A 21913-nucleotide genomic window follows, 5' to 3' on the forward strand; every position below is an offset into this window, starting at 1 on the left:
ATTCATTGCCAAAGTAACAGGATGTAGAGTCTCTTCCAGATAAAGGGAGGTTCTATGATTAATCAGTACAGCCCACTGAACTTTGGGCTTGATGAATCCATCAACTTACTGCGCGAGCATGTCAGTGCTTTTGCTCGCGAACGCATCGCCCCTATCGCTGCACAAGTAGATGCGGATAACGCATTCCCAAACCACCTCTGGCCAGAGCTTGGTGAGATGGGTCTACTCGGCGTAACCGTTGACGAGCAATATGGTGGTGCCGCCATGGGGTATCTTGCTCATGTCATCGCCCTAGAAGAAATCAGCCGGGCTTCTGCTTCCATTGCCCTCAGTTATGGTGCTCACTCCAACCTTTGCGTTAATCAAATCTTTCGAAATGGTAATGATGCCCAGCGAGCAAAATACCTCCCAAAACTCGTTGATGGTACTCACATTGGTGCATTAGCCATGAGTGAAGCGAATGCAGGCTCAGATGTTATAAGCATGCAGCTTCGCGCAGAACGGCATGGTGACCATTTTGTGCTTAATGGCTGCAAGATGTGGATTACCAATGGTCCAGATGCGGATGTGGTAGTGGTCTACGCCAAGACTGACCCTTCGGCGGCTCAACACGGTATTACTGCTTTCATTATCGAAAAGCAATTAGAAGGATTCAGCCACGCACAAAAACTCGACAAACTTGGTATGAGAGGCTCCAACACCTGCGAACTTGTGTTTCAAAACTGCAAAGTACCCCTAGAAAATGTTCTAGGGGAAGTCAATCACGGTGTTGAAGTACTGATGAGCGGGCTTGACTACGAGCGTGTCGTACTAGCAGCGGGTCCGTTGGGTATCATGCAGGCCTGCCTTGATTTGGTTGTCCCCTACGTTCACGAACGAAAACAGTTCGGCCGCCCTATTGGTGAGTTTCAATTGGTCCAAGCAAAACTCGCTGATATGTATACACGCTGCAATGCAGCACGTGCCTATTTGTATGCGGTCGCCAACGCCTGCGATAGAGGTGAAATTACTCGAAAAGATTCTGCTGGTGTCATTCTCTACAATGCGGAACTTGCGACACAAATGGCATTAGATGCAATCCAATTGTTAGGCGGGAATGGCTATATCAATGAATATGCAGCAGGGCGTTTGTTGCGTGACGCCAAACTATATGAAATCGGTGCCGGCACATCAGAAATCCGCCGCATGCTTATCGGCCGAGAGCTGTTCCAAGAGTCGCAATAGCGGAGGGATTTATGACTAAAATTGTCAGTAAAGTGAAACCCAACTCAGAGCTTTATCTAAAAAACCAAAAAGCGATGAATGCGCTCGTGGCACAGCTTGAAACCGACCTTTCAACCATCGCGGAAGGCGGTGGCGAAAAAGCCATTCAACGTCAACGTGCAAAAGGAAAACTCCCGGTTCGCGAACGTATTGATGCCCTGCTCGATCAGCATTCTGATTTCCTTGAAATTGGTCAATTTGCAGCATGGGAGGTATACGAGGACAAAGTGCCTTGTGCAGGAGTCGTCGCTGGAATTGGTACGGTTTGCAACACTCAATGTATGATCATTGCTAACGATCCCGCTGTTAAAGGCGGAACCTACTACCCGCTGACCGTCAAAAAGCACCTTCGAGCCCAAGAAATAGCGGCGCGCTGCCACCTTCCCTGTATCTATCTTGTAGACTCTGGGGGAGCAAATTTGCCTCACCAAGCCGAAGTGTTTCCAGACAAGGATCATTTCGGGCGCATTTTCTTTAATCAAGCTCGAATGTCAGCTAAAGGCATACCGCAAATCGCTGTGGTACTCGGTCTATGTACCGCTGGAGGCGCGTATGTTCCCGCTATGGCTGACGTATCCATTATGGTCAAAAATCAAAGTACGATTTTTCTCGCTGGCCCACCTCTTGTAAAAGCAGCGACCGGAGAAGAAGTGACTGATGAAGAACTTGGTGGCGCGGACGTACACTGTAAAAAGTCCGGTGTCGCTGACTATTACGCCCACAACGAACAACATGCTTTGGAGTTAGCCCGACAAGCCGTTACAAGCACTAACGTAAGCAATACGTTACCAGCTAGCCACACCGCTACAAAAACAGGGTCACCTAGTTATGACCCAAGTGAGATATATGGCATCGTAAACAGTGACTTAAGATTATCTTTCGATGTCCGTGAAGTGATAGCTCGAATCGTCGATGACTCTGAGTTTGACGAGTTCAAAGCACTTTACGGAGCAACCTTAGTCTGTGGTTTTGCTCGAATTGCTGGACGACTCATTGGAATTGTTGCCAACAACGGCATCTTATTTTCCGAGTCAGCCCAAAAAGGCGCGCATTTTGTTGAACTGTGCGCCAAACGTAAAGTCCCTCTGCTTTTTCTACAAAATATCACCGGTTTTATGGTCGGCAAGCAATATGAAGAAGGCGGTATAGCAAAACATGGTGCCAAACTGGTCATGGCGGTCTCCTGTGCCGATGTGCCCAAATTCACTATCATCATTGGGGGTTCTTATGGCGCAGGCAATTACGGCATGTGTGGCCGAGCCTACGACCCAACAATGATGTGGATGTGGCCAAATGCGCGTATCTCAGTGATGGGGGGATTACAAGCGGCCAACGTACTCACTCAAGTAAAACGTGAGGTGAAGAAACGTCAGGATCAACAATGGCCTGAACAGGAAGAGCTAAGCTACAAACAAAATATCGTCGACCGATATAACAATGAAGGCCATCCCTATTACGCCAGTGCTAGGCTTTGGGACGATGGCATTATCGATCCCAAAGACACACGCCGTATTTTGACACTTGCATTGCATGCTACTGATAACGCTCCTATCCTCGATAGTGAATTTGGCATCTTTCGAATGTAACGGGCGGCGGCTATGACTGAACTTAATGCTATTCAATTTACCGTCGACACCAAGGGAGTCGCTCATCTGACGTTAGATCGTCAACATAAAAGCAATGCCTTTGATGACGCGATGGTTGCCGATCTGCTCGATGCACTGCATCGCGTTGGGAACGACAAGAATATCCGCTGCTTAGTGTTACGTGGTAACGGAAAGCACTTCTCCGCAGGGGCTGATTTAGCCTGGATGAAATCCATGGCTAACAAAAGTCAAAACGAAAACTTGGAAGATGCCCAAAAACTTGCCGAACTAATGAAGCGTCTAGACACGCTAACGATTCCAACCGTAGCCGTCGTTCAAGGTTCGGCATTTGGCGGGGCTTTAGGTCTACTGTGCTGCTGCGATGTTGTAGTTGCTCATGCCGACTGTCGTTTCTGTCTTAGCGAAGTGAAACTTGGACTTGTTCCTGCGACCATTGGACCTTACGTCATTCGTACCATAGGCGCCCGTTATGCTCGACGTTATATGCTGAGTGCTGAAGTCATGGGCGCCCCTCAAGCTCTGGAGCTTGGAATTGTTCACGAGGTGCTACTAGGTAGTAAGATAGATCCCTTCGTGGATGCACTGGTAGACAAATTCGTTGCCAATAGTCCAAACGCAATAGCAAACACTAAGGCTTTGATTCAGCACTGCCACAATCATCCAATCGATCCTCAATTGATTGATTTCACAAGCCAAGTTATTGCCGAGGCCCGTACCTCTTCTCAAGGTCAGAAAGGTCTCCAAGCCTTCTTCGACAAAGTGCCGCCTATTTGGAAAGAAGAGGAGTAAATTCTAATGGCTACCCTTACTAATCCTGTCCTTCCTAGTCACGTTAATATTGTTGAAGTGGGTCCGCGAGATGGATTACAGAACGAAAACAACGTAGACACGTCACACAAAGTGAACCTAATCAATCAACTGACAGCCGCTGGACTAACACATATTGAGTCAGGAGCGTTTGTGGCGGCAAAACGTATTCCTCAAATGGCAGATTCATCTAATGTTTTTCAACAAATAACTAAGCAAAAGAAAGTCACCTACTCTGCCCTAACGCCTAATTTACAAGGCTTCGAAGCGGCTCTCTCGGCAGGTGCTAACGAAGTGGCCGTGTTTACTTCCTGTTCTGAGTCTTTTACTCAGCGAAACATCCACTGCTCGATTGAAGAAAGCATTCAACGTTTCATTCCCGTCATTGAAGCTGCTCATCAACACAACGTAAGAGTTCGTGGCTACCTCTCGTGTATCGTTGATTGCCCCTATGAAGGTAAGACCAAGCCTGAACAAGTGGCAGCGATCAGTGACACCCTAATAGAGTTGGGTTGTTATCAGGTGTCACTAGGCGACACCATCGGTACAGGAACACCACTGAGAATAGCTAGGGTGTTAGAAGCGGTCTTGGAGAATGTCTCCACATCGCAATTGGCCGTTCATTTTCACGATACGTACGGGCAGTCGCTTGCCAATCTTTATCAAGCGCTACTAATGGGTATTCAAACCATAGACAGCAGCGTCGCCGGACTTGGGGGGTGCCCTTACGCCGATGGAGCGTCTGGAAATGTGGCAACTGAGGACGTGCTCTATCTCTGCCATGAGCTGGGAATCGCAACAGGCGTGGACCTTGACTCTGTCGCCCAAGCTGGTTGGGCGATCTGTAACGCACTGAACAAAGAGCCAGCATCAAAAGTGTCACTGGCTCTAAGGGCAAAGCAAGGTCAACGTTAATTAGTAGCTATTGCTTAAGTCATAAACACGTAGCGTCGAAAGCAATGTCTCTAACTCCTCACCAATATAGTTAACCTGATAAGGTTCATTAGGCAACAAAGTAAAACTGGAATCACTAAATCGCCCAGAACCATCGTGCTCCAAATGAACGAAAAACGCTGGTTTATCAGAGGTTAGTACTATCGCACTTCCGTCGATTTCCACTTGAATTTGCGCTTTGCTAATGGCCAACTGTTTCACTTCCGGTTTAGCAAACCATGTATTCTGACTCCACTCACCTTGAGATTCGAAGCGGACAAAGAAGAAACCATGTTCAGCTCGCGTCTGCCATTGTGACTTGTTCAACGACCAAACTTCTTTGTTTTCATCAGGTGCGATATCAAGGTTCAAATTCCAGTTGCCAAGTGGTTCACCATTCCAACTCATCCACACCACTTCACCTGTGACCTTCTCTGGAGTTCTACGGTTATTAACCAGCCTCAAGGTCAGGGCATCACCAGTCTCAACAAATGGTACATAGGTAGGAGCAAATACACGTTTGGCATGATAATGAAGTTGTTTCCAGCGACCGCTGTATTCAATACTTGACCAAGAACTTACCGGCCAGTTGTCATTTAATTGCCAGTACAACATTCCTCGACAAATCGGAGATATAGAGCGCCAGTACTCACAACCGGTTTTAATCGCAATGGATTGTTGAACTTGGCTTAAATACAGCATCTGCTCAAAGCTAGCCGGAAAGCGAAAATATCTGGTAAACATCTCGGTAATAATGCTATTACCAGAGGCATTCTTTTGGTGTCCTTCAAATGTAGGTGAGGTAACGTTCCAATCTTCTTGCGGTACAAAGGTTTTTACTTCTGATAATGAAGGCCACGACTGAAAGCCAAACTCCGAACAAAATCGGGGGTTAATATTATGGTATGCATTAAACGACGCACCAGAATGCCACACTTCCCAAAAGTGCATATCACCTCGAGCGTCATCGTGCCATGAATCACCATAATCGAGTTCTCCGTTACAAGGAGACGAAGACCAAAACTTTCGTGATGGATCTTCTTGAGTGACAAAATCGGCGAGTTTACGATTTAATCGGTCATAATTTACGACATAGCGATCTCTGCTGTTTCTCGATTCTTCATACCAATTCAACGCGCCTATTACTTCATTATCACCACACCACAAGGCAATACAGGCGTAATCTTTCAAACGTTGCACTTGATAGCGTACTTCGGGTTCTACATCGTCAATGAATGTCTGAGTGGATGGATAAAGCGAACAGGCAAACATGAGGTCTTGCCAGACCAGCAAACCTAGCTCATCACATGTTTGATAGAAGATATCGGCTTCATACTGGCCGCCACCCCAAACTCGAATCATATTCATGTTGGCAGCCACAGCATCACCCAACAAGCATTCGTAACGAGTTTTGCTTTCTCGCGCTGGCATGGCGTCCATAGGAATCCAGTTAGCACCACGCGCAGTAATAGGAAAATCGTTAATACGAAACTCCATAGCCGAGCCAATGTCATCCTCTGCATTGTTAAGCTCTAGCTTACGCAAACCAAGGCGTTTATTTATTGTTTGACCGTCCATTGTGACGTTTAAATCATACAGCGGCTGCTCACCATACCCCGCTGGCCACCAGAGTTTGGGATTCTCAACGGTAAAACTAACTGACGTCACCTCGCCGTCTGAGCTTTTAACTCGCGTTTCAACTTCGTCAAAGACAATAGATATCTCTACGCCAGAAACAGCTTGGTGGTAAACCTGTACCACAACTTCAACTGAGCCGTCCTGTTTCCAGATTTGCTCCGTTGATACGCGATCTAGGCTAACTTCGTTAACCACGCTGATGAAGACATCGTCATAGATGCCGGAAACAACTAGGCAAATTCCCCAATCCCAACCCGAATGGCACTGGGTTTTACGTAGCAAGTTCATATGAGGAATTTGGTTATTGCTTCCCATCGAAGACGGTATTGGGAAAGGTAATGGCACAGTTCTGTTTTTAGCTTCAAGGTGAGCTGGCGTAAAGGTGATGCAAATAGTGTTAACACCAATCTGAACATAAGGCTTGATGTCTACCCTGCGCGCGACAAACATATTGGAAAAAGTGTCGACTTCTGTTCCGTTGATGACTAGCTTCGCTACCGTATCTAGGCGAGACAAGCACAATAGTAACTGCTCAGAGGATAACTGCTGCTGACTCAATTCAAAGGCGCGACTAATTTGCCACTCACATTCCCGAACCCACTGAACCTCTTGCTCATTACAACCCCAGTATGGGTCGTTAATCACACCGGCTTTGAGTAGAGCAGAGTAATTGTCGCCTGGTACTTGCATTGTTACTTCAACTTCCGGTTTTTGTTCACTAGTTAACAGCCAATCACCGTTCAGATTTATTCTCGTCATACACTTTCCCTAACATGCCTTAGACCTATAAAACTATATAGTTTTATATTTACTCTTAAACTATATAGTTATCTAGTGAAACAAATGGGTTATGTGAACTGTTTATTTGTTGAGTAACAAAAGTTTGAACTCATACCCAAACCTTGCCTTGGTGCATAGTTTAATCTCACTCAGTGAGAATATTCTTACAGCCCTAAAAGTCTATCGCGTGGTTTTAGTCGCTCCCGATCACACTTTTGGCTAAAACCATGTATAATGCGCGGCTATCAAACCGGTGATACTCAAAGTAAGTACCACATAACTATTCGGACGGAGGCTTAGGCCCGTCTCACCAAATAAAAGGTATAAGTATGTCTATCGAAGCAACTATGCTTGAACGCTGCGAAAACAAATGTGAACTATGTGGTGCTGAAACAGCACTTAAGCCTTTCGCGGTGGCGCCTCATACCCAAATCACGGTTGATCACGCGATTATGCTTTGTGACACTTGTACAGGGCAAATTGAAAACCCGGAAACAATGGATGTTAATCACTGGCGTTGCCTAAACGACAGCATGTGGAGTCAAGTTGCTCCTGTTCAAGTTATGGCTTGGCGTCAACTTAAACGTCTTTCTGCTGAAGGCTGGGCTCAAGATCTTGTTGATATGATGTATCTAGAAGAAGAAGTAGCAAAATGGGCTGAGCTAGGTCTAGATGAAAACATTGAAAAGCCACGTGATGTAAACGGCGTAGAACTTAAAAAAGGTGACGATGTAACGGTCATCAAAGACCTGCCAATCAAAGGTTCTTCTCAAGTTATCAAACAAGGTACTGTGATTCGTGGCATCAGCGTTAACGCAGATGACCCTAAACACGTTCAAGGCAAAGCAAATGGCCAAGCCATGTATGTGATTGCAGAATACTGCCGCAAGAAATAATGATGTTCAATTTATAATGAACGAAAAAAGAGCGACCTTAGGGTCGCTTTTTTGTTGCTCCCCTATAACTTAAAACGTGTTTCGACAGGAACATGGTCCGACCCATGAATCTGTTTCAAGCTATCTCGAGAGCAAATAGTATTTTGTGAGCCACCGACGCGCCTTATCCAAAAATGATCTATTGCAACAACAGGCACAAAAGGTATCGACCAACGTTTAATGAACCTAGGCCAACTGGCAACGGGTTGCTTGTCAAAGCTTGGTAGTATTTGATTGAATCGCTTTGTCGTACTCGCTAAATTAAAGTCCCCGACCACAATAGTCACATCTAACGGCGACGCTTGTGCCATATCAACAACATCTTCAATCACTTCATTCCTTTCACGCCAGAGTACTTCTGATCGCGGTGATGGCGGATGGGCAGCTATCAAAAACAAATCTCGTTCGTTGGATGCTCGCCAAACCACTTGAATAATGTTGTGCCCCGATATCGAGGTGGTGGTATTCATACCATACAACGGCGCACGGCTAAGTATCATTTGACCACTTGGATAACCGACTCGCCTCTGCCCACCATATTGATAAGGATAAAGATCTTTCAACAGTTTAAGCTGTTCCCCATGTTGCGGGGACACTTCTTGTAATACCAAAATATCTGGGCGTCGCTCACGAACAAAATCAATAAAGTTCCCAAGCTGCTGATTGTCATAATAGGTATTGTATTGCATCACACTAACGTAATTTTCATCACAACCATCAGAAGTAATAAACTGTGGCGTCGTTCCGAATAGAACCAATGAGGCGACCGACAACACCGCAGCAATCATCGCTGCTGAGGTCTGTTTAATGATAATCAGAACAATCGTGAAGATAAGATAACACGCGGGAATGAAGACAATAAACGCGGCCAGATTTTCCAGCTGCCAGTTCAGGTTAAAATAGTAGAGATAACACCCCGAAAGTATGGGGAATAAAATAATGCAGAATAGTAGTAATCGTTGCAAACCATCTCATCTCCAACCGAATTCATATATTCAGTGTAGCGGCTTTAAGTCTATGTGCTCACACAGTTAATTGGTACGAGCTGGTTTGCATGTAGTAATGTTGATTAGTCTTCCGTTTGCGACAATTCTTCGCAGTCAGGTAATTCGAAGCCGATCTCCATAGCATCAAGCCATTCGAGTGCTTCTTCGTTTGTTTGTGTTTCCATAATGTCATCCTGTTTTAGAACAAGCGCCTTTGTATTCATAGCCCTAAACACCAGACCGCTAACTACAAATCGCTTGAACACTCGTCATAGAGTTTTATCTAACGTATATGACAACAGTAAGAAACCCAAGAGAAATCGACATTTATTTTGATACAACTCATTGTTAAACGATTGCGGAGCCAATAAATCTCCTACTCCAACACTTAATGTAAACCAAAATTTACACTAGATAAATTTATGTTTACATTATGCTTGTTATTTGGATTATTACACTGCATACTCTTCGAAAATTCAGCATTAATGACTCAAATTTGAGTGTTCGTTAAAACGATAATGCAAAGTAACCTACAAGCTGTAAAGTAGACTGTACAATGAAATCAAAAGTTCTCGGAAGCACACTTATTATTGCCGGTACAACCATTGGTGCTGGTATGCTCGCCCTTCCAATAGCCTCTGCTGGTATTGGTTTTGGTACTTCTTTAGTACTCATGTTCGCCTTATGGGCCTTAATGGCTTATACCGCTCTGTTGATGGTAGAACTTCACCAGTACGCAGATCATTCCGCGACATTACACACATTAGCTAAACAAGTACTGGGTAAAAAAGGCAAATACATCGCGAGTTTCGCCATGCTATTTTTGTTCTATGCACTTTGTGCGGCCTATATTGCGGGTGGCGGCGGCCAGTTCGCTGACCGTTTAGATATGCTTTTTGGTATTCGTTTGCCAGGAACCGTGGCCACTCTGCTTTTTACCGTTTTAGTCGCGCTAACAGTTACCATTGGTACTCATGCGGTAGATAAACTCAATCGAGTACTCTTCACGCTGAAACTCATCGCAATGAGCAGTGTTTTATTTCTGCTAGCTCCTAATGTCACCCAAGGCTACCTGATGAGTATGCCCGTCCAGCAAGGTCTCATTGTCGCTTCTATCCCAGTCATTTTTACTTCTTTTGGTTTCCACGGCAGCATTCCTGCGATTGTGAACTACCTTGAAGGCGACACAAAAGCGCTGAAAAAAGCAATTGTTATTGGCTCTAGCTTACCCCTTGTTATTTATATTTTTTGGCAAATCGTTACCTTAGGCGTGGTACAACAAAGTACGTTGATTGAAAACTCTGGTTTGTCTAACCTAATTGGCTTATTAGCAGAAGCAGTCCATGTCGAGAAGCTCGCGACTATTATTGGTGTATTCGCTGATCTAGCCCTAGTAACATCATTCTTGGGTGTGAGCTTAGGTCTTTTTGAATACTTGAGAGATTTGGGCAGCAAGTTCACTTCAAAACAAAATGGTACCAAGCAAACAGCGGGTCTGTCATTCTCTCAACGCGCAATTGCTGCGCTAGTGACATTCCTTCCACCGCTATGTTTTGCTTTGTTCTATCCACAAGGCTTCATCATGGCACTAGGCTACGCAGCGATAGCACTTGCTGTACTGGCTATCTTCCTACCAACCATCATGGTGGCCAAAACACGTAAACAGTTTACAAGTGAAACTGGCTATCAAGTCGCTGGCGGACACATTGCACTTTATTCCTCGATGTTGATCGGTGTGATTATTGTTGGTTCTCAGTTACTTGTAACATTTAAGATCCTCCCTGCACTCGGCTAGTTAAGTGATCGTTATCACATTTAAAATGAATGCAGCTAAATGTATTTCATAAAATGTCGATATCATACCAAGATTGAAGGTCCTCAATGAGGGCCTTTAATTTTATCAGTCTATTCAAATAACAATATCACTCCCGGAGTTATCATGAGAGAAGTGAAATTTAGAAAGATCGACGCCTTGTTCATCAAGATGTCGATTAATGACAAGATGTGGGTACTGTTTGCCCTATTTTTCGCCGCACTTACCTTTTCTGCGGTCGGTCGTTACCAAGACAGCGTCTCAAATGCCGAGCAACAAGCAATCGCTAATGCTGAAGCCAAGCTATCTAGTTATTTAGAAGCAAGTTCAGCAGCAGGTAACTTAAGCATTTTGAAGAACTTCAACGTTATGGAATCCACAGGCCAAGCATCCTCGATCAATAACGGTCTAGTTACAGCAACAGCTCGCGGATTAGATGGCAAAAATTACAGCCTAACCACTTCAGCTTCTATACAAATTGACAACGCTAAGTCTCAAGCACTCACTTCTCTCGCTCTCACTTATCTCTGGCTACTGCCATTTTCAATCTTTAGCTATTGGCTAGCCACTTTCCTCGGTGGTGCATTATTTACTCTTTACTCCACCACTCAGAAAATTGCCGATGGCGACCTAACCTCTCGTCTTAATTTTGTCGCTGGCCGCGATGAGTTTGGAACCATAGGTGTGGCATTAGACCGTGCTATGGACACTTTAACTGAGCTAGTCACCACCGTTAAGTCGTCTGCAACCAGCCTGGAAGAAACAGCGTCTTCTTTCCAAGAGGAAATGGCGAAAAGTAACAACCAAATCAACAATCAATATGCGTCACTTGACTCTGTTGCCACAGCCATGGAACAGATGACTGCTTCCGCTCAAGAAGTGTCGAACATTTCTCGCCAGTCAAATGAACAGGCAGAAGAAGATACCAAGCAAGTTGAGCTTAGCTATCAACGCGTCCAACAAGCTATCGGTGATATCAATCAATTGTCTGCGTTTATCGAAGAAGCTTCACACTCTGTAGCGGCTTTGACGGATAATACGACCCAAATCAATGAGGTTATTACTACCATCAATGCAATCTCTGAACAGACTAACCTACTAGCATTAAACGCAGCTATTGAAGCTGCAAGAGCGGGTGAACAAGGCCGAGGCTTCGCAGTCGTCGCAGATGAGGTTCGCACGTTAGCAGGTCGAACTCAGACAGCTACGGTCGAGATTCAAGCTATGATTGAAAAGCTTCAATCTGAAAGCCAGAATATTGCCGCCATTACTCAACAAACCGTAGAGCAAGCCGAATCCAGTAGCGCACTGATTTCGGAAATTGGACATGACGTCAATTCTATCGCCGACTCATCTCGCGCAGTAATGGACATGAGTACTCAAATTTCTACATCAGCGGCGGAACAAAGTTCGGTGGCTGCTGAAATCGCAGCAGAGCTCAGTGATATTCGAGTTCAGTCCGGTACCATTCGCGAAGTAGCAGAACAAAGCGAGGTGGGCGTATCAAACCTTACTAAAGCGACGATTACACTGGGAGAAGTACTGACTCGTTATCGCACTTAGTATGCTCTGATCATAACGCAGTATTTCAAATTAAAAAGCCAGCATTGCTGGCTTTTTTGTTGGTTTATTTTCAAGAGACAAAGAAACGCCGAATACAAACCCAGATGCATATTAAATTACCCATCAACACGCATATTGATTCATTGAACCAATATCCCATCTGTACAAATAGCGACCAACAATGACTATTAGTGACATAAGTCGCATTAGTACGTGAAATCGAGCAGTTTTCCACACTAGATATTTGAGCTCGTATTACTATTAATAGGGTCAAGGTAACTTCGAGTAGTTAGGAGAGATATGTCACATAGCAAATCACAAGAACCATATACAGGACTATGTCCCGAATGCGGAGCTGATGAAGGCCTGTTGTCTGAAGATAACGAAACGTTCTTGTGCGCAGAATGTGGCTACTACACCACAGAATTGACGAAGCAAACAACTCGTAGCTACCAACAAAAGTTCAATGCCACGTCAATCAAACCTTTTACGCTAAACTGTTCTGTTCACTAATGTGCTCAATGACCTGTTTCATTGACGTCAAACAGGTTGCATTTTTCTGTTCATAGTCACAACTAGTGGCGAAGTGTATGGTTCTAATACCTGCCGCTATGCCCATTTTGACGCCTTTCGATGTGTCATCAATATAAACGCACTCATCCGGTAGAAAACCCATCATGGTCACTGAGTATTGAAGTAAATCGGGCTCGGGCTTCCAACTGTTGGCATCAAAAGCAGAGATGACTTTACCTCTGAATTTCTCACTCAAACCAACAATAGAGAGCATCTTCTGAGCTTTTGAAAGTGGACTGTTGGTCACAACACAATATTCAATGTCTTGTTGCTCCAAGTAAGAGAGCAACTCCAATGCCCCATCCATAGGTCTCAGCCTTTGCTCAAACAAACGTTGGGTTTCATTACGATAAATCGGTTCTAGTAAATCCAGAGAAACATGGCTTTGTGCCAACGATTGAGCGGAAGATAGAACGTCCGCTATTTTGCCGCCTGAAAAGTTATCCGATACCGCTTCTATGCTTAGCGTTACCCCTACCTGCTCAAACGTGGCAACTATCGCCTCACAACACAATCTTTCACTATCGACCAGTGTTCCATCACAATCAAACAACACACATTTTACTTTTGACATCAAACACCAAGCCTTACAACACTTATTTTTCGTAAAATATTAATATACTTCCCTGATTAATATGTGGGGCTAGGCGTGAGTTTTTATATATTGTTTTACTTGATGATCGAAACTTCCAAGCAGATCACCGTTTTTCAATCCAAAGGTCAGATTCTTTTGCAATATCTAAGGTTTGTATTAGAGACGCTATAATTTGCTCCGGACTTAAATCCTGTGCGCTATGACAGGTAACTAAGTCCGAGAAAAGAACAACGCTGTCTTCTTTAGTCACTAACACCGCGGCACAAGCTTCACCACCCTCAAAGCCCAGATGTAGGTCATGCGACTGGTCCAAAATAATCTGTGCAAAAAACTCCACAATCGCGTTCTGATGATGTTCAACCGCCCATCTTTTCGCCTGCAGTAAAGCAAACATGACTGTTAATCTATGAAAATCAACCTTGTGCCACTCGATGTTCAAATCGCTTTCAGAGTCCACGTTAAGCGACTCTAAGTAGTTGCTCGACAACGACTCCTGATACAATTCCCTTCCCTGTACGCTTTCAGGTGTTGGGAAATCAACGTCTATCTGGCTCGCTAGCCATTGATTTTTGTTGGTATAAAGTCGTTCTGCGACATCTTTCATAATAATCCTGTTCGATTTTTAGAGTAACCTTGGTTATGGTATACAAAAGCGTTAATAAAAAGGAATGCTCTCTATGTTTAAAAAGCTCTTGCTGGTCCCTGCTCTGACACTGGCCTTGTACGGTTGTGGTGATAAAGAGGTAGGTGATGTATCGCTGGGTATGTTCACATTAAAAGATATCAAACTCAATACTCTAACTGATCCTATTGTTACTGGTGTCACTTGCCATATTGCCAGCATTGAAGCTGACTTAAGCCTTTCCGACCCAAGTGACAGCTCTATCTCATGTCGACAAACTGGTGAGATAACACCAGAGATGATTGCGCAAATTGATAAGTCGAAGTCAGGTGAAGTGGTCTTCAAGAAATCGAAGAGTATTTTCTTTAAGAGCATGAAAGTACGTCGAATCTATGACAAAGATAACCAAACGCTTATGTATCTTTCATATTCTACCAAAGAGACATCGGGCAGCTTTAAGCACAGTCTCTCAACTGTTCCGCTATGGAATACTGCCGCCTATGTTGAGCCGGCTACTGAAGTAGCCCAATAAAACTTAAGCGGGTACTTTCATAACTAGAAGTACCCGCTTCCGCCAATAGTCATTATTTACATTGACCTGCTTGTATACAACCATTACAGCTTGTGACGGACTCTAAATGGTCACAGAATACGTAACTGGTATTCTTCCCTGTAGCGTTTAGCTTTACTTCCATCAAGGCTTTATCTGCCAACGCCAACAGTTGATCTTCCAACCCTTTTTGTAGTGACGCTATACCAAGACTTATCTTGATCTTGAACGGATGACCAGTACTCGAATAGAGGGTTTTACTTGCTACTGATTCACGTACTCTTTCAGCCAATCTATAAGCATCGGGCAGCGAGGTTTTTGGAAGTAAAATAGTGAACTCATCTCCACCAAACCGAAAACAGAAATCCTCTTCTCGCACCGCCCCTAGCAGGGTCTTACCTATCGACTGAAGAACGTAATCTCCAATGCTATGCCCAAATCGGTCGTTAATGGATTTAAATCCATCCACATCCAACATTAAACAAGACATGTCATGCTCATGTCGTTTAAATGATGCGATCTCATGCTTTAATTGGAGTTCAAGAAATCGACGATTATACAGGCCGGTTAGCACATCCCGAATAGCGAGAAACTCAAGCTCATTGTGGCGCGCTACGGTCTTTGAAATATCAATCGCTAACCCAAAGATGCCTACCACCTCATTTTGGCTGTTGAAAAGAGGCGACTTCATATTTTGGTAGTGCTTAACCTCACCCGATTTCAACGTGTTCACTTCAACGTTTGAAACTGTTTTGCCATTCAGAACCGACACGTCATTTTTGATTAGGTCACTTGCCTGCTCTATCGAGAAAAACTGACTGTCATCAGCACCGATGATCTCTTCTCTAGAACGAGCGAACAATTGGCATACCGCTTCATTGACGTAGGTGTAACATCCGTTTTTGTCTTTGATAAAGAAGTAACAATCCATGCGATCAAGCACTTCTTGAATTTTCTCTGGGCTTAGGCTCGAAATATTCAATATGCAATCCATATCATTATAACTAGTCTTAGGTTAGTAGGCTGATAAACCCTGTCAAGATTAGGGTTATGCATTGGTTAACAGTCTGATTAAAGATTGGATTTCACCCTTTCTCATCCACGGCTTAAATCACACAAATGCTGCAATTTTATGAAACATTATTGAAGCCGTTGTGATATCATGCCGCCAAATTTCGTTCCATCAGCGTTTACTATGAGATTCCCTGGACAACGTAAGTCAAAACACTATTTCCCAACTAGCAAGAAAGATCTGTCTGTTAGCCAAGCGCAGTCAGCTCCAAAGCTATTTCGACCGACTATTATTGGTGTTGGTCAAACTATCGTTGATATAGAAGCACGAGTTGACGATACTTTTCTTGCTAAATACGACCTAAGTAAAGGCCACTCTCTGGTACTTGAAGAAAGTAAAGCAGACGCGCTTTATGAAGAACTGGTTGCTGAAGGACTAATTACTCACCAATTCCCAGGTGACACTATTGGTAACACGCTACACAACTATTCAGTTTTGGCAGATAGCAAATCTGTTTTGCTGGGTGTTATGTCAAAGAACATTGAAGTAGGTTCGTACGGTTACCGTTATCTATGCCGAACTTCTTCACGCATGAACCTGAACCATTTACAAACCGTTGATGGACCAATTGGCCGTTGCTACACGCTAATCACCGACGATGGAGAGCGAACATTCGCGATCAACGAAGGTGAAATGAACCAACTTAAGCCAGAGAGTATTCCAGAGTCTGTGTTTAACAAAGCTTCAGCTTTGGTTGTTTCTTCTTATCTAATGCGTGGTAAGCCAGAAGATCCGATGCCTAAAGCGGTTGCACGTGCAATCGAGATCGCAAAAGCGAAATCAGTACCCGTGGTGCTAACGTTAGGAACTAAGTGGGTTATCGAAGGCAACGAAAAGTTCTGGCAGGATTACATTAAAGACAATGTCACTATCGTTGCTATGAATGAAGAAGAAGGTGAAGCACTCACTGGATTTTCTGACCCACTACTCGCCGCCGACAAAGCGTTGGACTGGGTAGATTTGGTATTGTGTACAGCTGGCCCTGATGGCCTATATATGGCCGGTTATTGCGACAATGTTGCACTCCGTGAAACGACGCACGATATTCTTGAAGGCGAAATCGATGAGTTCAACAAATTTGAATTTAGCCGAGCAATGCGTAAAGCGGATTGTGCAGACCCGCAGAAAGTCTACTCTCATATTGGCCCATATTTAGGTGGTCCACTGGAGATTAAGAACACCAATGGCGCCGGTGATGGTGCTCTGTCGGCTCTACTTCACGACATGACAGCCAATGACTTTCATTGCCAGAATGTTCCAGAGTCAGATAAACATGTTGCACCTTGCTTAACCTACTCTTCTCTTTCACAAATTTGTAAGTATGCGAACCGAGTGAGTTACGAAGTCCTAACACAGCACTCGCCACGACTCACCCGCTCGTTACCAGAGCGAGAAGACAGCTTGGAAGAAGCATACTGGGATCGATAAAAAAGAGGCTTCGGCCTCTTTTTGTTTTCAAAACAATCAACTAAACAAAGAGTGATTAAAAATAGAACAGGTTGCTGAATATTTAACTTTACAAAGGATTTTTAACCAGTATTATCCTGACGCAAACGTTTTCCTCAATAATTTTGTGGCTTTTAAGGACCGTTAATGCTATCTGATATTGATATCTGTCGTACGACGTCTCTTTCCCCTATTTCTGAGATTGCTAAGCAATCTGGACTACTCGACTCTGAGTTTCATCCTCAAGGTTTTCACAAGGCAAAAGTATCCTTAAACGCGGTAAACCGACTCAAAGACAATATTGATGGCAAGCTTGTTGTCGTCACTGCCATCACTCCCACACCACTAGGTGAAGGCAAAACCGTAACCACAATTGGTTTATCACAAGGTCTGAAAAAGCTTGGTCAATCGGTCATGGCGTGTATTCGTCAACCGTCGATGGGTCCGATTTTCGGTGTTAAAGGTGGCGCTGCAGGTGGTGGCTACTCTCAAGTTGCACCGATGGAAGAATTGAACCTTCACCTGACGGGCGACATTCACGCGGTTACCGCCGCTCACAACCTTGCTGCTGCCGCAATTGACGCTCGTATTTACCACGAACAACGCCAAGGTTATGAAGCGTTCGAATCTCGTACTGGGCTTAAAGCATTAAAAGTTGATATCAAGAATGTCGTCTGGAAACGCGTAGTTGACCACAATGACCGAGCACTTCGCATGGTGACAGTTGGCCAAAATGAGGTGAACAAAACCATTAATGGTTATGAGCGTGAAGACGGATTTGATATCTCCGCAGCCTCAGAGCTGATGGCGATTTTAGCACTATCGAAAGACTTAAAAGATCTGCGTTCACGTATCGGCCGCATTGTCGTGGCTTACTCTTTGGATGGTGAGCCAATTACCACCGAAGATCTTCAGGTTGCAGGTGCTATGGCTGTTAGTATGAAAGAAGCCATTGAGCCAACCTTAATGCAGACTCTTGAAGGGGTTCCAACACTTATCCATGCGGGCCCTTTTGCCAATATCGCTCATGGTAACTCATCGATTATTGCCGATAGCATAGCGACAAAGTTGAGCCGCTATACGATCACTGAAGGTGGTTTTGGTTCTGATATGGGTTTTGAAAAAGCGTGCAATATCAAAGCCTCTGCAACAGATAAAAAACCTGACTGTGCGGTGATCGTGGCGACACTTCGTGGCTTAAAAGCGAACTCTGGACTCTATGATCTCAAACCAGGTACGCCGATTCCAGACTCTATCTATGGCAAGGATTCGAATGCCCTCCAAGCTGGGTTCGAGAACTTGAAATGGCATATTAACAACGTCGCTAAATATGGTGTACCAGCAGTCGTTGCTATCAACCGCTTCCCTCAAGATAGCGATGAAGAGCTTAACCTTCTAAAATCTTGGATTGAAGCGCTCGAACAAGATTGCCGAGTAGCAATTAGTGAAGGTTTCGCAAAAGGTGGCGAAGGCACTAAAGAACTCGCACAGCAGGTTATAGCGGCCTGTGAGAACGAAGCGAACTTCAAACCACTTTACACACTCGATCAATCCATTGAATCTAAGCTAATGGCAGTATGCGAAGGTGGTTACGGTGCCGCTCGAGTCACTCTGTCTTATCAAGCGCAAAAGCAGCTTGAGCTCTATGAAAAACATGGCTTCAATCACCTCGCCGTATGTCTTGCGAAAACCCCTCTGTCTATCACCACCGATGGCAGTATCAAGGGCGCACCAACAGACTTTGATGTTGTAATACGTGAATTACGTTTGTGTGCTGGTGCTGGTTTTATCTATGCTCTTTGCGGCAATGTAATGACGATGCCAGGCTTACCAGACAAACCAGCCTTTATGTCTCTTGATCTTGATGACGAAGGCAACATCATTGGACTAAGTTAATCTATTTATCTGATTTAGCTATAAAAAAAGCGACGTTACAACGTCGCTTTTTAATATCTAAACTATCTACTGCGCTACTATCAAGGTCAACTCGACGCGCCTATTACAGGCCTTACCATATTGTGTTTGGTTAGTGCATTCTGGAATATTCTCGCCATAACCACGCGTATAGATCATCTGCCTAGGCACTTGTTGGCTGATCAAAGTTTGACGAACGGACTCAGCACGTTTGTCAGATAGCTTATCGTTGATTGCCACAGTTCCGGTATTATCTGTATGCCCACCAATCACAACGTCAATCCCTTGCTGGCCTGATAAGAAGCTCGCCAGTTGTTGCAGCCACTGTGCAGAGGTGCTGGCTACATGTGCCGAGCCAGTATTAAAGTGGATTTTTTGCTTTAGGCGGATCATGACATAGTCACCGGGAACTAGCTCATAGTCGAGACCATTGTTGACCAAATAGCGCTCAAGAACATTCCAAGACTCTGTGCGCATTTGCCCATAGGGTCCTTGAACGCTGGTTGAGGCAATCTTTGGCGCATCCGCCCATTCAGGGTGCATCACATCAAACTCCGACTTCGGAGCCGTTTGAAGCATTTCTGGAAACAGTTTACTTGTTGTCGATGAGACCGAACTACAGCCCACCAGTAAGGAGGCAGCCAATACCATCCCTGCTTGTTTCAACGTAAACATGTCAATCTCCAATTATTCCTTTATACGCTGTTAACTATCGGCGATTAATACAGAAACTTTATAGTGAAACAGAAAAAAACTAACGGAATTTAGGTTTCGCTTTGTAACGATTTGACGAGCTGAATTGCTTGTAAGCAGACTTAAATAAACGTTAAACTCTGTGAGTTATTTTCATATAGAAGCTTAAACATGTTTAAAACTCTTACTAAAACTTTATCTGTGATGGCCTTGGCTCTTGTTGTTGCTGCTTGTAGTGACTCTGATACAACACCCGTTGAGGGTAAGCAATACCGCACACTTGATACCAACCTGAGCACACTGCGCTTACCTCAAGTTACCGAAGTATTCTCTCTAGGCTGTGGTCACTGTCGTAACCTTGAACCAATGCTTCCTGAGTTAGAGTCATTGACTGACAGTAAACTTGGTAAAGTCCATGTGATGTTTAATGAAAGCGCACAAATCGCTGGTATGTTGTTCTATTCTGCAGTTATGCAGTCTGAAAACAACGTCGTTCCTGCTGATATGAAAGACGAGCTATTTGCACTCGTTCAAAACCCAGACATGGATGGCAGCGCAAAGAAAGATGAACTGGATCGAATCTTTGAGTCTCGTGGCATGGTTAGCCCATACAACCTAAGCGAAGCGCAACAAAAAGAGCTGTTTAATTACATTCAAACTGCAGAAACCGTATCGACTAAAGCGCAAATTAATGCAGTTCCAACGTTTATCGTCAATGGTAAATACGAAGTGATGCTAGCGGGTCACCAAGACATTAATGAAATCGCTGAAACCATCAACTATCTAAAAACAAAATAACAATAAGGAATTACTGTGTCTAAAGTCTTAATCCCTCTCATTGTCCTGCTATTAGCGGCTTTCATGATCTATCGAACTTGGACCAACAGCAAAGCTGGTGAGGAGAACTTTCAGCAAGGCCAAGCATTCCTTCTAGAAAACGCTAAGAAAGAAGGCATTATTACTACTGAGAGCGGCCTACAATATGAAGTACTTGAAACTAGTGGCAATACTGAAAAACCAGGCCCTAAAAGCAAAGTTAAAGTGCATTATCACGGCACGCTTATCGACGGTACTGTGTTTGATAGTTCAGTCGACCGTGGTACACCAATTAGCTTCGGGCTGAACCAAGTTATCAAAGGATGGCAAGAAGGCCTTCAACACATGTCTGAAGGTGACAAATATCGCTTGTACATCCCAAGTACATTGGGTTACGGCAAGAAAGGCACAGGTCCTATCCCTCCGTCAGCGGTACTGATTTTTGATGTTGAATTGATTGAAATTCAATAATCAAAACTATAAACAAAAAGAGCACCTATAAGGTGCTCTTTTTGTTTCGCTCTCTATCGTAAAGGTCACTGTACCGGATGAAATTCAAAGCCTGACTCAGTAACCAAATAGCAGTCCATTCCACCAGCATGCGCAGCTTGAAGGCCCAATTGAGTGTCTTCAAACACTACACACTTCTTAGCGTCTACACCCATATTCTTAGCCGCTAACAAGAACGTTTCTGGATTAGGTTTGTGACTCTCAACATCGGTTGCCGACACTACACAGTCTAAGTCATTCAAAACTCCAGCGTGCGTCAATAGCTTCAAAGCAGAGTCACGTTGGCTCCCTGTACCTATCGACATGGGTTTGGTGCCTTTATATTGCTGAAACACTTCATAAGTGTGTGCTATTGGCTTACCTGTTAGTGGCAATTGTGCAAAAGCATTCATCTTAAATATAGACACTTGTTTCGGATCCAATTCGATACCATAACGCTTTGACACCTCACCCGCGATCTTGACACTTGGCATACCTCCCAAAGAATGCAGCCAATGGCGATCAAATGGAAAATCGAATTTCGTTGCCGTCATTTCCCACGCTAAGACATGGTTTGGCATGGTATCCAACAGCGTGCCATCCATATCGAAGATAATTCCATCATACAACTCTAAATCTAACAACTGGTTAACCTCTTGTGGTTCATTAAGGGCAGTAACATTACATATTTATTACTAAAGAACGGCGTACGCTTACCGATACAATAGTAAATAATAAAAAAACGGCTTAGTTTTGTGTAGTCTTTCCATTTTTGAGTTTAGAAAAATTTTTATTAGTGACTAGAAATCAACAAGTTG

General features: G+C 44.1%; 20 protein-coding genes. 13 read left to right on the forward strand and 7 right to left on the reverse strand.

The genetic code is table 11. From position 1 onward, the window contains the following. Positions 1-54: 54 nt before the first annotated feature. From VME0621_RS01770 to VME0621_RS01785, 4 genes are read left to right on the forward strand one after another with little or no spacing between them, the layout of a single operon-like run. Positions 55-1224 (forward strand): isovaleryl-CoA dehydrogenase, encoded by a 1170-nt coding sequence (locus VME0621_RS01770; RefSeq protein WP_062458920.1) that lies wholly within the window; start codon positions 55-57, stop codon positions 1222-1224. Between the two features lie 11 nt (positions 1225-1235). Then, positions 1236-2849, forward strand: coding sequence for a carboxyl transferase domain-containing protein (locus VME0621_RS01775; RefSeq protein WP_062458923.1), 1614 nt, complete (start codon positions 1236-1238; stop codon positions 2847-2849). Positions 2850-2861: 12 nt separating this feature from the next. Further along, positions 2862-3659 (forward strand): enoyl-CoA hydratase-related protein, encoded by a 798-nt coding sequence (locus VME0621_RS01780; RefSeq protein ID WP_031493625.1) that lies wholly within the window; start codon positions 2862-2864, stop codon positions 3657-3659. Positions 3660-3665: 6 nt separating this feature from the next. Beyond that, complete coding sequence (locus tag VME0621_RS01785; protein WP_062458926.1) at positions 3666-4592, forward strand: hydroxymethylglutaryl-CoA lyase; 927 nt, start codon at positions 3666-3668, stop codon at positions 4590-4592. Here the strand turns inward: VME0621_RS01785 and VME0621_RS01790 are convergent, their stop codons facing one another. Then, positions 4593-7007 carry a beta-mannosidase gene (locus tag VME0621_RS01790; RefSeq protein ID WP_062458929.1) on the reverse strand — a complete coding sequence of 805 codons (2415 nt, stop codon included), beginning with the start codon at positions 7005-7007 and terminating at the stop codon, positions 4593-4595. 350 nt (positions 7008-7357) lie between these two features. On the opposite strand from VME0621_RS01790, the gene VME0621_RS01795 reads away from it, so the two are divergent. Then, entirely contained in the window at positions 7358-7924 is a 567-nt protein-coding gene (locus tag VME0621_RS01795; RefSeq protein ID WP_006074368.1) for a PhnA domain-containing protein, read from the forward strand. Positions 7925-7986: 62 nt separating this feature from the next. Here the strand turns inward: VME0621_RS01795 and VME0621_RS01800 are convergent, their stop codons facing one another. Continuing rightward, positions 7987-8928, reverse strand: a complete 942-nt coding sequence (locus VME0621_RS01800; protein WP_062458932.1) for an endonuclease/exonuclease/phosphatase family protein — start codon at positions 8926-8928, stop codon at positions 7987-7989. A gap of 577 nt (positions 8929-9505) precedes the next feature. Between VME0621_RS01800 and VME0621_RS01805 the strand changes: the two genes are divergently transcribed. The 3 genes from VME0621_RS01805 (at position 9506) to VME0621_RS01815 (ending at position 12838) form a co-directional block, all read left to right on the forward strand. Beyond that, complete coding sequence (locus tag VME0621_RS01805; RefSeq protein ID WP_062458935.1) at positions 9506-10744, forward strand: aromatic amino acid transport family protein; 1239 nt, start codon at positions 9506-9508, stop codon at positions 10742-10744. Positions 10745-10888: 144 nt separating this feature from the next. Next, positions 10889-12325 (forward strand): methyl-accepting chemotaxis protein, encoded by a 1437-nt coding sequence (locus VME0621_RS01810; protein ID WP_062458938.1) that lies wholly within the window; start codon positions 10889-10891, stop codon positions 12323-12325. 300 nt (positions 12326-12625) lie between these two features. Continuing rightward, positions 12626-12838: a hypothetical protein gene (locus VME0621_RS01815; RefSeq protein WP_006074373.1), complete on the forward strand. Its 213-nt coding sequence runs from the start codon at positions 12626-12628 to the stop codon at positions 12836-12838. On the opposite strand, the gene VME0621_RS01820 is transcribed toward VME0621_RS01815, so the two are convergent. Together VME0621_RS01820 and VME0621_RS01825 are read right to left on the reverse strand one after the other, a co-directional pair. Further along, the gene (locus tag VME0621_RS01820) at positions 12813-13472 is read right to left on the reverse strand and encodes an HAD-IA family hydrolase (protein ID WP_062458941.1); all 660 of its coding nucleotides are present in this window, start codon (positions 13470-13472) and stop codon (positions 12813-12815) included. The two genes, VME0621_RS01815 and VME0621_RS01820, sit on opposite strands and share 26 nt — an antisense overlap. 124 nt (positions 13473-13596) lie before the next feature. After that, on the reverse strand, positions 13597-14097 hold the full coding sequence (locus VME0621_RS01825; RefSeq protein ID WP_062458944.1) for a hypothetical protein: 501 nt from the start codon (positions 14095-14097) through the stop codon (positions 13597-13599). 73 nt (positions 14098-14170) lie between these two features. Here VME0621_RS01825 and VME0621_RS01830 point away from each other — a divergent pair, with 73 nt between their 5' ends. Beyond that, positions 14171-14647 carry a CreA family protein gene (locus tag VME0621_RS01830; protein ID WP_006074376.1) on the forward strand — a complete coding sequence of 159 codons (477 nt, stop codon included), beginning with the start codon at positions 14171-14173 and terminating at the stop codon, positions 14645-14647. Between the two features lie 52 nt (positions 14648-14699). Here the strand turns inward: VME0621_RS01830 and VME0621_RS01835 are convergent, their stop codons facing one another. Further along, entirely contained in the window at positions 14700-15659 is a 960-nt protein-coding gene (locus tag VME0621_RS01835; protein ID WP_082795512.1) for a sensor domain-containing diguanylate cyclase, read from the reverse strand. 201 nt (positions 15660-15860) lie between these two features. Here VME0621_RS01835 and VME0621_RS01840 point away from each other — a divergent pair, with 201 nt between their 5' ends. Further along, complete coding sequence (locus tag VME0621_RS01840) at positions 15861-17165, forward strand: inosine/guanosine kinase (RefSeq protein ID WP_062459330.1); 1305 nt, start codon at positions 15861-15863, stop codon at positions 17163-17165. 165 nt (positions 17166-17330) lie between these two features. Next, positions 17331-19079 carry a formate--tetrahydrofolate ligase gene (locus VME0621_RS01845; RefSeq protein WP_062458951.1) on the forward strand — a complete coding sequence of 583 codons (1749 nt, stop codon included), beginning with the start codon at positions 17331-17333 and terminating at the stop codon, positions 19077-19079. 66 nt (positions 19080-19145) lie between these two features. Here the strand turns inward: VME0621_RS01845 and VME0621_RS01850 are convergent, their stop codons facing one another. After that, entirely contained in the window at positions 19146-19772 is a 627-nt protein-coding gene (locus tag VME0621_RS01850; RefSeq protein WP_062458954.1) for an OmpA family protein, read from the reverse strand. A gap of 189 nt (positions 19773-19961) precedes the next feature. On the opposite strand from VME0621_RS01850, the gene VME0621_RS01855 reads away from it, so the two are divergent. Together VME0621_RS01855 and bamJ are read left to right on the forward strand one after the other, a co-directional pair. Next, positions 19962-20588: a thiol:disulfide interchange protein DsbA/DsbL gene (locus tag VME0621_RS01855; protein WP_062458957.1), complete on the forward strand. Its 627-nt coding sequence runs from the start codon at positions 19962-19964 to the stop codon at positions 20586-20588. A 15-nt stretch (positions 20589-20603) separates the two neighbouring features. Continuing rightward, the gene (bamJ, locus tag VME0621_RS01860) at positions 20604-21077 is read left to right on the forward strand and encodes a BamJ family beta-barrel-assembly machinery protein (protein ID WP_006074753.1); all 474 of its coding nucleotides are present in this window, start codon (positions 20604-20606) and stop codon (positions 21075-21077) included. Between the two features lie 65 nt (positions 21078-21142). On the opposite strand, the gene VME0621_RS01865 is transcribed toward bamJ, so the two are convergent. Next, positions 21143-21739: a beta-phosphoglucomutase family hydrolase gene (locus tag VME0621_RS01865; RefSeq protein ID WP_256200716.1), complete on the reverse strand. Its 597-nt coding sequence runs from the start codon at positions 21737-21739 to the stop codon at positions 21143-21145. Between the last annotated feature and the right edge of the window lie 174 nt (positions 21740-21913).

This window comes from Vibrio mediterranei, assembly GCF_900088415.1.
Classification (GTDB): domain Bacteria; phylum Pseudomonadota; class Gammaproteobacteria; order Enterobacterales; family Vibrionaceae; genus Vibrio; species Vibrio mediterranei.